Below are 14,819 nucleotides of genomic sequence, written 5' to 3'. Positions count from 1 at the left end.
TTTATGACTTAAACACACTTTAAGGCTTGTTTTCCGACCAATGCGTCACCACAATCAGTAATAAGCAGTTTTTTCAAGGACGTATTAGATGGCAATCCAACCCGTAAAAAGTGGCGTTAACTATTTTCTAGATGGCTTTAAGCTGATTAAACAGCCAGGTCTTCGTACATTTGTATTCATTCCATTAATGGTTAACTTAATCTTGTTTTCAACCGCGATCTATTTTGCCGTAGGTAAACTAGACGATCTTTTTGGCTGGATGAATAGCCAAATTCCTGAGTATCTTACTTGGCTCAACTTTTTCTTGTGGCCTCTAGCGATTATTAGTTTACTGGTGGTGATGTCATTTGTATTTAGCTCAGTGATGAACTGGATTGCTGCGCCATTTAATGGGTTGTTAGCTGAAAAAGTGGAAATGCACTTGACTGGTAAGTCATTAAACTCGGGTACTACAATTGATTTAATTAAAGATTTACCACGTATTCTCGGACGCGAATGGATAAAACTTAAATACTATTTGCCACGAGCATTAATCTTTTTAGTTTTATTTATCGTTCCAGTGGTTGGCCAAACCGCTGCGCCAATTTTATGGTTTTTGTTTAGTGCTTGGATGATGGCCATTCAATATTGTGATTTTCCATTTGATAACCACAAAGTGCCATTTAACGATATGAAGTTCGCCCTCAGCCAAACCAAAGGAACCAGTTATACCTTTGGCGCTACCGTAACGTTATTCTCAATGATCCCTATTGTGAACTTTATCGTGATGCCTGTGGCAATATGCGGTGCAACCGCTATGTGGGTCGACAAATATCGAGAAGCATATAAGCACCCAGAAATAGCACCAGAATAAAGCTGAACTAATAAGGCTAAGTAACAAATACCTCAGTTTTAGAAGCCTTGTTTATCAAAAAAACAAATGAAAGCCTCAGCGCAATGTTGGGGCTTTTTAGTGTTTTTACTTCGAGTGATTTAAGCTTTTGATACGCCAACTCTCTTTCTTTGTAAAGCGCTGTAACAATTTGAAACTATTAAGCTACAAATAATTAACGATATTTGACGGCGTTTTTGCGACAATTGCGCAAACTAATTTTAAATCAGCGTGACTTGTGAATAAAACCTTTACGATTCAGACTCTTTGTTATGCAATTTTATTGGCGAGTAGCGCCATATCAACACCTGCTTCGGCCGGTGATCCCAGCCAATTTACAGTTAACATTCCCACTTTATCTCAAGGTGTTGAGATTGATGGCGACTTATCAGAGCCTCAATGGCAACAAGCGACAACAGTCCAGCTCAATTACGAAACCTCACCAGGTGAAAACATCCCTGCGCCAGTGAGCACTGATGCGAAAATTTTCGCCACTGAAACCAGCTTATTTGTTGCCTTTATAGCCCATGATGTTGACCCATCAAAAATAAGAGCCAATTTACGCGACCGAGATAACTCTTGGGGTGATGACCAAGTAGGGATCAAACTGGATACGTTTAATAACGCCCGCCTTGCCTATCAGTTTTTTATTAACCCTTATGGCGTACAAAATGACTCTATAGAAAATGAATTAACGGGTGAAGAAAGCGATGCATGGGATGGTATTTGGTACAGCAGCGGCAAGCTGACTGACCAAGGCTATCAAGTCGAAGTAGAATTGCCACTGCGGCTGTTCAATTTTGATGACAATAAAGATATTCAAACTTGGGGAATAGAACTAGTACGTTTTTACCCGCGTAACGAAACCCATAGAATTTCAAGCCACAAGATTGACCGTAATGTATCTTGTCAGTTATGTCAGCTAGGTACCGCTACTGGTCTTGCTGGGGCCCAGCAAGGACAAGATATTCAAATTACTCCTTCTGTTGTGGGCTCTCGTAATAGTCAGCGAGAGCTTAACCCTAATCAACCTTGGGAAGATGAAGATAACGTTGAAGTCGGCCTCGACTTACGTTGGGGAATTACGCCAACAACCTTATTAAATGCCACCATTAATCCAGACTTTTCACAGGTTGAAGCCGATTCGGGTCAGTTAGATGTAAATAATAATTTCGCTCTTTTTTACCCAGAAAAACGTGCTTTCTTCTTAGATAATAAAGACTATTTCGATACTCAGTTAAGTTTACTACACACCCGTAATATCAGCTCTCCTGATTACGGAGTAAAACTCACCAGCAAAACCGATGATCACACCCTTGCTGTGCTGGCTGCTAACGATGAGAAAACGCAGTTTTTAGTGCCTGGCAACTTAAGCTCTGATGTGGCCACCATTGATGAAGAAAGCTATAACCTTGCTGCTCGTTATCGTTTCGACCCCAGTAAAGAACTCTCATTTGGCGGCTTAGTCACGGCAAAGCAATCTGAGAATTATCATAACTATGTGGCCAGTCTTGATACTAAGTGGCAGCCAACCGACCAAGACACCTTTACCGCACAGTATGTGTTTTCAGATACTGAGTATCCTGAGGATTTCTTTCAGCAGTTTTGTAACGGTGATGATTGCTCAACTCCGCCACAGGACTGTGAGCTTGGTAATTGTGATTACAATGAGCGAGTACTGCGTACAAAAAAACAAGATAACTTTTCTGACAATATGTACCGTGTTAGCTATGAGCATGAAAAACGCAATTGGCGCGCTTTCTCTCGTTATGAATCAATTGGAGAGGACTTTAGAGCGGATTTAGGTTTTATTGAACGTATAGATGCAAGCAAGTTTGTCGCTGGCGGTAATTATTATTGGTACCCAACTGACAGTTTCTTTAACAAAATTGAATTTGGTGGTGATTGGGATATTACCCATAACCAAAACAATGAAAAAATTGAACAAGAAGCAGAAGCGGCCATCAGACTGAATGGCGGCTGGCAAAGTTATATCGCCAGTGGTTTTGTCCATAAAGACCGTGTTGGTCGTCGTCAAGACAGCTCATCATTGGCCATTGACGATAACACCACAATGTATACGTTAGATTTAATGTGGTTTTATACCAACTTTGTGCCAATTGAATCACTTAAGCTCGAGTTTGATATGAACTACGGTGATGACATTGATTATGCCAACGATCGCCCTGCGACTCTAACCATGTTCAACCCAGGTGTTGAGTGGAAAATCACTGAATCAATCATCTTAGACGTTAATCACAAATACCAAGCATTGGATGTAGATGAAGGCCGTTTATTTACCGCAAATTTAACTGACCTTCGCCTTAACTGGCAAATTACACTAAATAGTTTTTTACGTTTAACCAGTGTCTATACCGACATTGAACGTGATACTGATTTATATTTACATCAGTCGCCTAATGAACAATACCAAAATCTAGGTAATGAAATTTTATACGGTTATAAACTTAATCCACAAAGTGTGTTTTATTTGGGGTACTCAGACGGTTTAATTGCCAATGATGATATCGACTCTTTAACCCAAAAAGACAAAACCTACTTTATGAAAGTCAGCTACGCGTGGTTGCTTTAATCGATAAAATAATTAAATTATAAGTAGTAGACTGGAATGAAAAAACAAAAAGGACTGCCATGGCAGTCCTTTTTATCTGTGTCTAATTCATGAATTAAACATCATTAATTCACACTAAAAAATCACTCTATTACGGCCCGCTTCTTTCGCTTCATATAAGCCTAAATCCGCACGATGAAGTAAAGTATCTAAATTACTATCAGTGCTTTCAGCACTTGCAATACCGCAACTAAAATTAATCTTTAGCTCACCCGCATCAGTAATAAAAAGCTGCTCGTCAATTTGTTGTCTGAACTTATCCATGACAGTGAATGCACGATCGCCATCTAAGCCTTTAAATGCAACAACAAACTCTTCACCACCAAATCGGGCTACGGTAAAATGTTGGCCAAAGGCATTTTTTAATCGCTTAGCGAACTCAAATAACACTTGATCGCCGACATCATGGCCATAGGTGTCATTCACATTTTTAAAGAAGTCAATATCGATTAAACCTAAAGCAAACTGCCCTGCTTCATTGACATCTTTTTCATGTTGCTTGAAAAAATAACGACGCGTATACGCCTTTGTCAGATAATCTCGGTTGGCTTGCTCCCATAAACTGCGCAGCATATCGAGCGAGTCTAAGGTATTTAATACACGGCAATGAAACTCCTCATGCACAAATGGTTTTTGCAAAAAGTCATTGGCGCCATTTTTAATAAAACGTGCAGATAAACTTTCATCAGTATCATTCGACAAACCAATAATCGCCAAATCTTCACGGCTGAATTTTTCACGCACTTTAAGAATTAATTCAAAGCCATCAACATTCGGCATATTGTAGTCAGTAATAAGTAACTGAATATCTGGCGTGTCGTTCAGCACTTGAATCGCTTCTGCGCCATCGCAGGCCTCTAATACAGTAAATAATTGCTGTTCTAAAAGGACTTTAACGAATTTACGGCTCACGACTGAATCATCTGCTACCAGTACTTTTACATGCTGATTTTGATCTAATCTGGCCACCAGCTTCACCACATACTCATAGCTAAAGCGGTTTTCTTTTAATACATAGTCCGCAATACCGAGCTTCAGTAATTTCTTACGCTGACGAGAATCAAGGTTAGATGACAAGACAATACAAGGGGTTTGATAAGACATCAGCACCAGTTGAGCAATTTCGCCATCTGGTGCATCTGGTAAGTTTAACTCTGCTACAACGACAAAGTATTTGTGCTGTTCTAATAAGGCATTCGCTGAAGCGACATCAGCGGCAACATCTACCTCACAATGCAGGTCTTGCATTAATAGATGCCGAAGTACCTTCGATACCGCTTCATTATCTTCAACAATCAGAATTCGCAATTAATTCACCCATTTACTATTAGGTCTTTTCTAAAATGATGCTCCCAATAGAGTAGCCAGCACCAAATGAACACAATAGCCCTAAATCACCAGTTTTAAAGTCTTGATTATACTTATGAAAAGCAATAATAGACCCGGCAGAAGCAGTGTTAGCATATTCATCTAGCACCACAGGAGCTTTACTTTTTGTAACATTATCACCGAGAAGTTTACGAACTACAAACATATTCATATTTATATTCGCTTGGTGCAACCATAGTCGTTTAAATTCATTAGCTTGGATCTGCTCTTCCGACAACTGTTTATCTAAATGTTGATAAATCATTGGCAGTAATTCTTTAAACACTTTACGGCCTTGTTGATGAAACAACTTGTCACTATCGTTACTTGCTACTGGGTCGCAGCGATTAAGGTGACCAAAGTTACTGCGAATATTATTTGAGTAGTCGGTAAAACACTGACTCGATAGCACATTAAAAGCATGTTCTGACTGTGCAATGGATGCTTTCTCTACAACCACTGCTGTTGCCACATCACCAAAAATGAAGTGACTATCACGATCTCGGTAATTCACTTGTGGGGAACAAATCTCAGGATTAATCACCAATACCCGTGATGCTGTACCAGATTGAACCGCATTAACCGCATTAACAATGGCAAAAGTCGCCGATGAACAAGCCACTAGCATGTCGTAAGCAAAACCTTTTGTGCCCATGGCTTGCTGAATTTCAATCGCAATAGCAGGATAAGAACGCTGAGTATATGCACAGGCAACAATCACTAAATCAATATCTTCAGCATTCACTTTTGCTTGCGCTAATGCTTGCTTTGCTGCAGCAATGCCGATTTCAGCTTGCATTGATAACGCATCTGATGGCCTATCTTTAATTAATGGCATCATCACTTTAGGGTCTAAAATGCCCTCTTTGACCATCACGTAACGGCTTTTGATGCCAGATGCCTTTTCAATGAACTCTGCTGATGAGTGAGCTAATGCATCAACGTCACCAGCAGCAATCGCTGTTTCATTTAGCTGATTATGTTCATTAACGTAAGTATTATAACTTTCAACCAACTCTTCATTACTGACACTGTGCGGCGGTGTATATAAACCACTTCCTGAAATAACCACTTTATTCATATTATGTCTGCCGTATCTATATAAAGGAAAACAACAACTTATCTAAAAACACTCAAAAAAATGAAGCTGATAACTCAATGACCAATAGATATCTATAATCAATATAAGCCAGCAGGAATGAGGATAAATTGCGCTTTTGTAACCTCAGTCTATTACCTTCTAAACCAATCACTAAGCATTAATTACTGCTTTAACCGATGGTCAGACCATCAATGTTCATTAAGGGTGTATAACTAAGACACTGTTATATAAGAAAATGCTTTATTAATATATTTGGCTATAACCTAATAACTAAAAGGCATAACGAATAACAAACTATCACTGTTAAAGCACCTTAAACCGATTATCATTAGACAATGCAAACATAGGAGCAAACCATGAGCAACATCTACGAAGACAATTCATATACGCTAGGTAATACCCCACTAGTGCGCCTTAATCGAGTAAGCAATGGTAAAGTGTTAGCCAAAGTTGAAGCTCGCAACCCAAGTTTCAGTGTTAAGTGTCGTATCGGCGCAAATATGATTTGGGATGCTGAAAAGAAAGGCACCCTAACTAAAGAAGTAGAGCTAGTCGAGCCAACTTCAGGCAATACAGGTATTGCACTTGCGTATGTAGCAGCTGCTCGTGGTTATAAGCTAACCCTAACCATGCCTAATACTATGAGCCTTGAGCGTCGTAAACTGTTAAAAGCGTTAGGTGCAAACCTCGTGTTAACTGAAGGCGCTAAAGGAATGAAAGGTGCGATTGATAAAGCTGAAGAGATCCGTCAATCAGATCCTGCTAAGTACCTTATCTTAGGTCAATTTAGCAACCCTGCTAACCCTGAAATCCACGAAAAAACTACCGGCCCAGAAATCTGGAATGATACTGATGGTGAAGTCGCTGCATTTGTTGCAGGTGTCGGTACGGGTGGGACGATTACTGGTGTTAGTCGTTATTTAAAAAGTAAAAACAAAGACCTTGTGTCTGTTGCAGTAGAGCCAGTTGACTCACCTGTTATTGCACAAGCTAAAGCAGGTCAGGAATTAACTCCTGGACCTCATAAAATTCAAGGTATTGGCGCAGGTTTCATCCCAGGTAACTTAGATTTAGATTTAGTTGACCTTGTTGAAGCGGTCAGCAATGACGATGCTATTGCAATGGCACGTCGTTTAATGGAAGAAGAAGGTATCTTAGTGGGTATTTCTTCTGGTGCTGCTGTCGTCGCTGCAAACCGTATTGCTGAGAAGCCAGAATTTGCGGGTAAAAACATCGTTGTCATTCTGCCATCTGCAGCAGAGCGTTACTTATCATCTGCGTTATTTGCGGGTGAGTTCGGTGATAGCGAAAACGTTCAATAAACGATTCACCACATAATCGTCTTTGACTGTTTTTGGTAAATGTAAGCCCAGCAATTGCTGGGCTTTATCGTGAGTGATAGTGCTTAATAGTACATGGTATTAATGGCTCATTGATTAAGCTAAATACCGCCCAATCACCCTTGCTTAAATAAAATCAAGCAGGTTATTCATCTCATTTATCACTACTGATCTCAACAGAACTGAATTCGTGCGTGCTCATTAGTAATGTCGGTTCTTGCTCATCACCCCATAAGATTTGTTGCTGATACAGCAAACCAAGCTTTGTTAATAAGTTAATCGATGCGGTGTTTTGTAGGTTGGTTATAGCCCATATAGGCGAAAGAGATAATGTTTCATTGGCATAATTCATGACAGCCCTCGCCGACTCATATCCGTAGCCCATCCCCATATATTGGGGTAAAAAGCCAAAACCGATATCAGTGTGCTCAAGCCCATCTCGATTCACTAAGCCACACATACCGACCAACGCCTTATCTTCATTGCGAATAACTGCGTATAAACCGTAACCGTGAAGCTGATAACTTGGAATGAGCTTAGTCGATAAAAAAGTCTTAGCATCATCTCGATTTTTGATATTTCTATCACCGATGAACTTGATATACAGTGGTGAATTCATTAGCTGATAAATGAATTCAGCATCTTCTAGCGTAAACTCTCTGAGTGTCAGTCTCTGCGTGGTAATCATTAACAATCCCTATTGCATTCCCTTTGAAAGAATAATCCTATTTACATGATTAAATCATGACAGAATGACAGAATGAGGTCTTATTTCAACACATGAGCTGGATCAATTTCTTATTTCATCGCGTTTGTTAACATCGCCACACTTAATTACAATGCAAGAAATTGACTCACTTTATGTCTTTTTACCAATCCCCTAAAAAAATCTCCGCTTTTGAGGCAAAATTTGAAGCACAAAAAATTGCTTTTGCCCCTGTCAGCTTTCAAGTTGCTCGTTGTCTTAGCCAGTTTGGCATTCTAAAACAAGTTGATGATGCGGGTGAAAATGGCATTTCGTTACCACAACTTATGGATTGTAATGAATTATCAGAATATGCCATCCACGTATTACTGGATATGGGACTCAGTATGGGACTATTTTGGTGTAAAGATGACCATTATCACCTAGATAAAACGGGCCATTTTCTACTGCATGATGACATGGCATCTAAAAATTTAAATTTCATTCATGATGTCTGTTATCAAGGTTTGTTTGAGCTTGAAGCGTCCTTGAAACAAGGAAAAGCAGCCGGTTTGAAACACTTGGGTGATTGGGAAACCATTTACCCTGGATTAAGCCAATTGCCAGAGCAAATCAAGCGGAGTTGGTTTGAGTTTGATCATTATTATTCTGATCACGCTTTTGACAGTTTACTGCCAATGATTTTTAAATCTAAGCCTGAGCATATCGTTGATGTTGGCGGTAATACCGGCAAATGGGCATTTGCTTGTACCAGTTTTGACAGCAAAGTTAATGTCACCATTATGGATTTACCAGGGCAACTCGCCGTCGCAATGGAAAACGCGCGTAATAATAACGTTGCGGATCGTGTGTTGCCATTTGAAACTGACTTGTTAGATGAAACTAAACCTTTTTGTCAGCATGCAGACTTGTACTGGATGAGCCAATTTCTAGACTGTTTTTCTAAACCGCAAATCATCACAATATTAAAACGCACAGTGGCTGCAATGAAGCCCAATAGTGAACTGTGTATTTTAGAAACCTATTGGGATAGACAGCCTTATGAAGCTGGTGCTTATTGCGTTAATGCAACCTCGCTATACTTTACTGCTATTGCTAATGGCTACAGTCGAATGTATCACAGCAAAGATATGCTCAAAATGATCAATGAAGCTGGGCTTTACGTCGATGAGGATATCGACAATATTGGATTAGGCCATACATTACTGCGATGCAAAATAAAGCCCATCTAAACTTTCTTTAACATGTTAACTTATCCAAAAGCCCTTCAAGGGCTTTTTTTAACATTTAACACCCACCATTTTTAAACAAGACTCCAGCTAACAGCCGTTTCAACGGCGATGACAGCACATGTTAAATAGTGATTAACTTCACAAATCCAATTGCGCAACATTAAATTTCCAATGTAAAAATGATGCATATTGTAACAATTGATAGTTCGGTTGAATTAAACCGGCCTCAGTCACATCACAAATAAATCAACAAACAGGCAACCAATTAAACACATATTTATTAAGTTTGCTTACACAAATCTCTTAACTTATTCAGCAAAGCCCCCCATCAAGCCCAAAATCAATATCAGCACTCAAAACCACGTTAATCAAATGATCACAAAAAACAACCTGACACATAACAATTACAACATCTAACACATGTAATCAGTCCGTTGTTTATGTTGAATAAGTATGGTTTTATCCGTTTTCCGCAAACTCCCGTTAACGCAATTCACAAGTTAGCAATGAGATCTACTAAATAAAAACGCGGTTTAAATAAAAGTTATAAGGAAGAGATGAGATGCAGCTTAATACAAGATTGGCCAACGCAATTCGCATTGCATTGGTAGGCGGTGCTTTTACCGCTGCCATTAGTTCGCCAGTAGTTCTTGCAGCTGAAGAAGGCGCTGATGTAGAACGAATTCAAATTACCGGTTCACGTATTAAAAGAACCGACCTAGAAACAGCAACGCCTGTCACGGTGTTGAGTGCTGATGATATGGCAAAGCAAGGCTTTACCACTATTCAAGATGCCCTTCAAAATCTCACCTCAACTACGGGTGCGATGACCACACAAGAAGTACATGGTTTTACCCCTGCAGCTTCATCAATCAGTTTACGTAATGCTGGTGCAAGTCGTACTCTGACGCTTATTGATGGTAAGCGTTTGAACCAGTACCCAAAACCAGCTGGCGGTACTGATAACTTCGTCGATACAGCAAACCTACCAATGGAAGCTGTAGAGCGCATCGAAGTATTACAATCTGGCGGCTCAGCGATTTACGGTGCTGATGCAGTGGGTGGTGTGATTAACATTATCCTTAAAAAAGATTTTGATGGCGTTGCACTTAAATATCGTCATGGTGATACCACTGAAGGCGGTGGTATGAATGACCGCATCGCATTATCACTGGGCTCTTCAAACGATAAGGGTAATGTCTCAACCTTTATCGAATTCAGTAATAACGAAGCGTTAAAAGCAACAGATCGTGAGAATTTTGGTCTCCATACCGATAAAGTGCCGCACAGTGATTACTCAGCGTATAGCTCATACGGCGCTAGAATTGCAGGAGTTAAAGATCAAGATACAGGAGTAACACCGAGCGGTCAGCGCCAGTTAAGCCCAGAACAATGTGATGCTCGTGGATTTCTATGGACTGGAAGTTTATGTGGATTTGATCGTTCAGAATGGCGCGATCTAGAGCCTGAAAGCTACCGCTTTATCAGTACCACCAATTTTAATTACGAAATCGCAGACGATATTACCTTTTTAGGTCGTCTTGATTTCGCTAATGCCAAATCAACAACAAACTTTGAACCGATGGCCATTAATGACTACGATATCAAGGTTGCGGGTGATGACTTAACGGTCAGTTACGGCGATAGCATGAGCAAGACATTCAACAAGTCAACAGGACTTGGCGGTGACTTTGCCAACGCTACTGATGGTGATTATTACTATGCTCGTCGTTTACACGAGTTCAGTAACCGAAGCGGTGAAACCAACACCAGTAACTACTTCTTCTCTGCTGGCCTTCAGGGCGTATTAGTTGATGAGTATGACTGGGATATGTCAGTAAACTACGGCCGTACTAACGTCGATGTTTACCGTAGTGGTTTTGCCACTGTAGGCGGTATGTTCGATTACATCACAGCTGGTGAGAATGGTAATTCGTTACTTGAGAACATGTCAGATGCTGATGTAGAAGCCGCATCTTACTCTCCATTTGAACGCGCTCAATCTACTCAAAAGAACATCCAAGCTAACATCACTGGTATGGCGTTTGAAATGCCTGAAGGCGATGCCATGTTTGCATTTGGTGCTGAGTATACTGAACAGGATTATGAAACAGAGTCTGATACCGAAACCCAAAATGGATCAGTATTAACAACTGGTGGTTCATCTGGTGCTGGCGAACGTGACTTCTGGGCAACTTATGCTGAAATCAGTGTTCCGGTACTTGACGAGTTAACTGTTGCTGCAGCGCTACGTTACGATCATTACAGCGACTTTGGCGGTAACTTATCACCACAAGTAACGGTAGAATACCGTCCAGTTGATGAGTTATTGATTCGTGGTGCTTGGAGCAGTGTATTCCGTGCACCAGACATGCACCGCGTGTATGGTGATGCCACAAATGGTTTCACTCAAGTCATCGATTACAAGCAATGTCAGGCTATGGGCGGACAACCTGGTATTAAAACCGGTAATGAAACCCTTGATGAAATCTGTAATGAATTACACATTGATACGACCACTGGTGCTAACAAAGAACTTGAAGCTGAAACAGGTTATACCGCTAACATTGGTGCGGTTTGGGGCGGCGATAGCTTAGAAGCCTCTGTTGATTTATGGGAATGGAAACTTGACGACATGGTAAGCGATATTAGCGCTTCTACTGCCGCACAAGAATACGATACCTATGAAGATATGATTACCCGTGACGCAAGTGGCACTATTACCCACATCAATACAGTGGCACAAAACTTAGCATATCAAAAAGTACGTGGTATTGATTTAACAGCTGGTTATAGCTGGGATTTCAATGACATGGGTGAACTAAGAGTAAACTTCAACGGTACTTATATCCTACTATCTGAAGGTCAGTTAAACCCGACCTCAGGTGTGGATGATGACATTGAAGATGGTGGTTTACCTCAGTACCGCGCTAATATGATCTTTAGCTATTTTATCAATGATTTTGAAACCACATTAGGTGCTTATCATACTGCTCGTATGCATGGTTCATCTTACAGTTCATTCATTGATGAAGACGGCTTTAATGAAGAAGATTTAGAAGTCGCCTCACAAACTAAGTGGAACCTAACAGGTGCGTACAACTTCTCTGACAACATGAAGTTAACTGCAGGTATTGTAAATCTATTTGATGCTGGTCCTAACTTTGACCCAACCAATACATCATGGCCTCACTACCCTCGTGGTGTTTATAACGCTCGTGGACAAGAGTGGTTTATTGAAGGTGAAGTGAAATTCTAATCAAACATTAGCTTCTGATTAGACAATTAAAAAAGCGGCATCTTTCGATGCCGCTTTTATTAGAATAATTTTAATATCACAACTTGTCGCATAACTTTTGCCATTAACAAACTCGTTTAGCTAAACCCTAAGTAGTGCGCTAACACCACGATAATGCTCGAAATAACAAATAAACCCAGCATAAAGCGCCAGATAAACTTAATCCAATTTCCCCAATCAACACGGCACACACCTAATGTCGCCATTAATGAAGCTGATGTCGGTACTAATACGTTGGTAAAACCATCACCAAGTTGAAACGCTAATACCGCCACTTGGCGAGTCACACCGACAATGTCAGCCAAAGGTGCCATGAGTGGCATGGTTAACGCCGCTTGTCCTGAACCTGAAGTCACAAAAAAGTTGAACACTGATTGAAATAACAACATAAACCAAGCTGATAATGCCGTCGGCAATTGACCAATCACATTACCAGCGCTGTGTAAGATGGTATTTAATACGCTCGGCTCTGTCGCCCCCGCACCACCAAGTAACAATAAAATACCTGAAGCACACCCCACTAAAACCGCTGGTTCTAACATGGTGCCTGCACCTTGCTTAAAGCTAACCGCGACTTTGTTCATGTCCATTTCATTAAGCTTAAATACCACCCCAATGATGCCAACAATGATCCCCATGGTAAAAAACTGACTGGCAATTTCAGGGATAAACCAAGCATGAGCAATCACGCCCCAAATAACCCAAGCAATAGTAGCTACAATGGTAAGCAGTACTAAAATATCGCCGAGATTAAAACGACTATCTTTGACATTACCTTGCTGATTATCGCGAAAGAATTGATCCGTTTGATAACTAAAGGATGCACTTGGATTACGTTGAATTTTACTCGCATAGCGCATGGTAAAACCAATACCTATTAAGGTAAAACCAAGCCACATAATAGAACGTACACCCGCACCTGAAAGCACTGGTACACCAGCAATACCTTGGGCAATAGCAACACTAAACGGGTTCATCCAAGAACTGGCAAAACCGATTTGGGTCGCCACATAAGTGACCATCACTGTACAAATAGAGTCATAACCTAATCGAATCATTAACGGACAAATGATAATGGCAAAGGCTATGGCTTCCTCCCCCATCCCAAATACCGCACCACCCAACGAGAACAAACTGAATATGACAGGAATAAACAGCTTTTCATTGCCTTGAGTTTTATCTATTAACCGTAATATGCCGTTATCAATCGTGCCCGTGGCCATGACGACGCCAAAAGAGCCGCCAATGACCAACATAAACATGATAACGCCAATCGCACTGCCCCATTTAGAGCCAGAAACCATCCCCTCAAAAGCAAAATTGAAAAAGCCGATTTCGCCATTTCCTTTAAATAATGAAATGGGATCAAGTTTTGGCTCACCCGCTTCATTCAAGGCATATTGAAAAGAGGTTGGATCGATTACACTGCGTGTTTTCTCAACCCCATCGATAACATAATGCGCATCTTGGGTTGAAAATGAGCCTATGGGAACGACAAAGGTCAATAATGCGGCAGCAAGAGCAACAAAGAAAATGATCACTAAGGTATCGGGCATTTGCCGCGCGGTGGCACTCGATTGTGCAGAAGAAGGGCTTGGGTGTGGAGAATTCATTAACAGTCCATTTATAAGTTATTGTTTTATGGATTGATGCCTAACGCCTTATACGTATTGGCAGCCAATGGCATACTACAATAGCTAATGGAAAATTCCCATCACCCTAACTGTCTTATCTATCTTAATTAAGGTAGCAAGTAAGGTTAACTGACTGCAGTTGATGGTAAAGATATTATCGATTCGAAGTGAGCATGGTTTTACTGCCTGCAAATTGCTCAAATAGTCTTTCATGCGCAACTTTAGAGAAGGTATCAATACGACTATCATACTGCGCAATCCAACCGATTAGCATAGTTAAATTTTCATCTTGAGCTTGTTTACTGGCATATTTATGAGGTTCCCAAGGACGGTTTTTAGCATTTTCAATACACGCTGAAATGGGTAAATTGAGAAAGATAACCTCATCGGTTTGTGGAAAGACTAATTCAAGCAAGTCGCTGTAACAGCCTTCAATAACCCATGATTGATTAAGGTTTAAAAACTCATCAATTAAAGTTTTTGAATCCGCTATTGGCATTCTTTGAGGAGGATTAACTGGCAACCAAGCAATAGTATCTAAATCTAGGTGTGCCAGCTTTTTGTTAGCTGCAAGTTGTTTTGCTAGTGTCGATTTACCCGAGCCTGAATTACCAAAAATGACCACTTTACTCACAA

10 protein-coding genes are annotated in these 14,819 nt (G+C 40.5%); 5 read left to right on the top strand and 5 right to left on the bottom strand.

Features of this window, described 5'->3' with window-relative positions:
- The first annotated feature begins 88 nt into the window (after window positions 1-88).
- Window positions 89-853, top strand: a complete 765-nt coding sequence (cysZ, locus tag L2737_RS03160) for a sulfate transporter CysZ (RefSeq protein WP_102526327.1) — start codon at window positions 89-91, stop codon at window positions 851-853.
- Between the two features lie 256 nt (window positions 854-1,109).
- A complete protein-coding gene (locus L2737_RS03155) occupies window positions 1,110-3,464 on the top strand; it encodes a carbohydrate binding family 9 domain-containing protein (RefSeq protein ID WP_248954750.1) in 2,355 nt (784 codons plus the stop codon).
- A 114-nt stretch (window positions 3,465-3,578) separates the two neighbouring features.
- Here L2737_RS03155 and L2737_RS03150 read toward each other — a convergent pair whose 3' ends face one another.
- A complete protein-coding gene (locus L2737_RS03150) occupies window positions 3,579-4,811 on the bottom strand; it encodes a response regulator (RefSeq protein ID WP_102526326.1) in 1,233 nt (410 codons plus the stop codon).
- A 19-nt stretch (window positions 4,812-4,830) separates the two neighbouring features.
- Window positions 4,831-5,952 (bottom strand): beta-ketoacyl-ACP synthase III, encoded by a 1,122-nt coding sequence (locus L2737_RS03145; protein ID WP_248954749.1) that lies wholly within the window; start codon window positions 5,950-5,952, stop codon window positions 4,831-4,833.
- Window positions 5,953-6,329: 377 nt separating this feature from the next.
- On the opposite strand from L2737_RS03145, the gene cysK reads away from it, so the two are divergent.
- A complete protein-coding gene (gene cysK, locus L2737_RS03140; protein WP_102526324.1) occupies window positions 6,330-7,295 on the top strand; it encodes a cysteine synthase A in 966 nt (321 codons plus the stop codon).
- A gap of 172 nt (window positions 7,296-7,467) precedes the next feature.
- Here the strand turns inward: cysK and L2737_RS03135 are convergent, their stop codons facing one another.
- The gene (locus L2737_RS03135) at window positions 7,468-8,001 is read right to left on the bottom strand and encodes a GNAT family N-acetyltransferase (protein WP_248954748.1); all 534 of its coding nucleotides are present in this window, start codon (window positions 7,999-8,001) and stop codon (window positions 7,468-7,470) included.
- A gap of 173 nt (window positions 8,002-8,174) precedes the next feature.
- Between L2737_RS03135 and L2737_RS03130 the strand changes: the two genes are divergently transcribed.
- Entirely contained in the window at window positions 8,175-9,251 is a 1,077-nt protein-coding gene (locus L2737_RS03130; protein WP_229368861.1) for a methyltransferase, read from the top strand.
- A gap of 562 nt (window positions 9,252-9,813) precedes the next feature.
- Window positions 9,814-12,510, top strand: coding sequence for a TonB-dependent receptor plug domain-containing protein (locus tag L2737_RS03125; protein WP_248954747.1), 2,697 nt, complete (start codon window positions 9,814-9,816; stop codon window positions 12,508-12,510).
- 116 nt (window positions 12,511-12,626) lie between these two features.
- Here L2737_RS03125 and yfcC read toward each other — a convergent pair whose 3' ends face one another.
- Both yfcC and L2737_RS03115 read right to left on the bottom strand, forming a co-directional pair.
- Window positions 12,627-14,162, bottom strand: coding sequence for a putative basic amino acid antiporter YfcC (yfcC, locus tag L2737_RS03120; RefSeq protein WP_248954746.1), 1,536 nt, complete (start codon window positions 14,160-14,162; stop codon window positions 12,627-12,629).
- A 175-nt stretch (window positions 14,163-14,337) separates the two neighbouring features.
- On the bottom strand, window positions 14,338-14,817 hold the full coding sequence (locus L2737_RS03115) for an AAA family ATPase (RefSeq protein WP_248954745.1): 480 nt from the start codon (window positions 14,815-14,817) through the stop codon (window positions 14,338-14,340).
- Window positions 14,818-14,819: the final 2 nt, after the last annotated feature.

This window comes from Shewanella electrodiphila (assembly GCF_023283985.1).
Lineage (GTDB): Bacteria > Pseudomonadota > Gammaproteobacteria > Enterobacterales > Shewanellaceae > Shewanella > Shewanella electrodiphila.
The sequence above is the reverse complement of the archived record's forward strand: the minus strand, read 5'-3'. Positions and strand labels throughout refer to the sequence as shown.

Bases quoted from the DNA above. Each gene is read 5' to 3' on its own strand.
- L2737_RS03130 (WP_229368861.1), top strand. From the start codon at position 8,175: ATGTCTTTTTACCAATCCCCTAAAAAAATCTCCGCTTTTGAGGCAAAA.
- L2737_RS03145 (WP_248954749.1), bottom strand. From the start codon at position 5,952: ATGAATAAAGTGGTTATTTCAGGAAGTGGTTTATATACACCGCCGCAC.
- cysK (WP_102526324.1), top strand. From the start codon at position 6,330: ATGAGCAACATCTACGAAGACAATTCATATACGCTAGGTAATACCCCA.
- L2737_RS03125 (WP_248954747.1), top strand. From the start codon at position 9,814: ATGCAGCTTAATACAAGATTGGCCAACGCAATTCGCATTGCATTGGTA.
- yfcC (WP_248954746.1), bottom strand. From the start codon at position 14,162: ATGAATTCTCCACACCCAAGCCCTTCTTCTGCACAATCGAGTGCCACC.
- L2737_RS03135 (WP_248954748.1), bottom strand. From the start codon at position 8,001: ATGATTACCACGCAGAGACTGACACTCAGAGAGTTTACGCTAGAAGAT.
- cysZ (WP_102526327.1), top strand. From the start codon at position 89: ATGGCAATCCAACCCGTAAAAAGTGGCGTTAACTATTTTCTAGATGGC.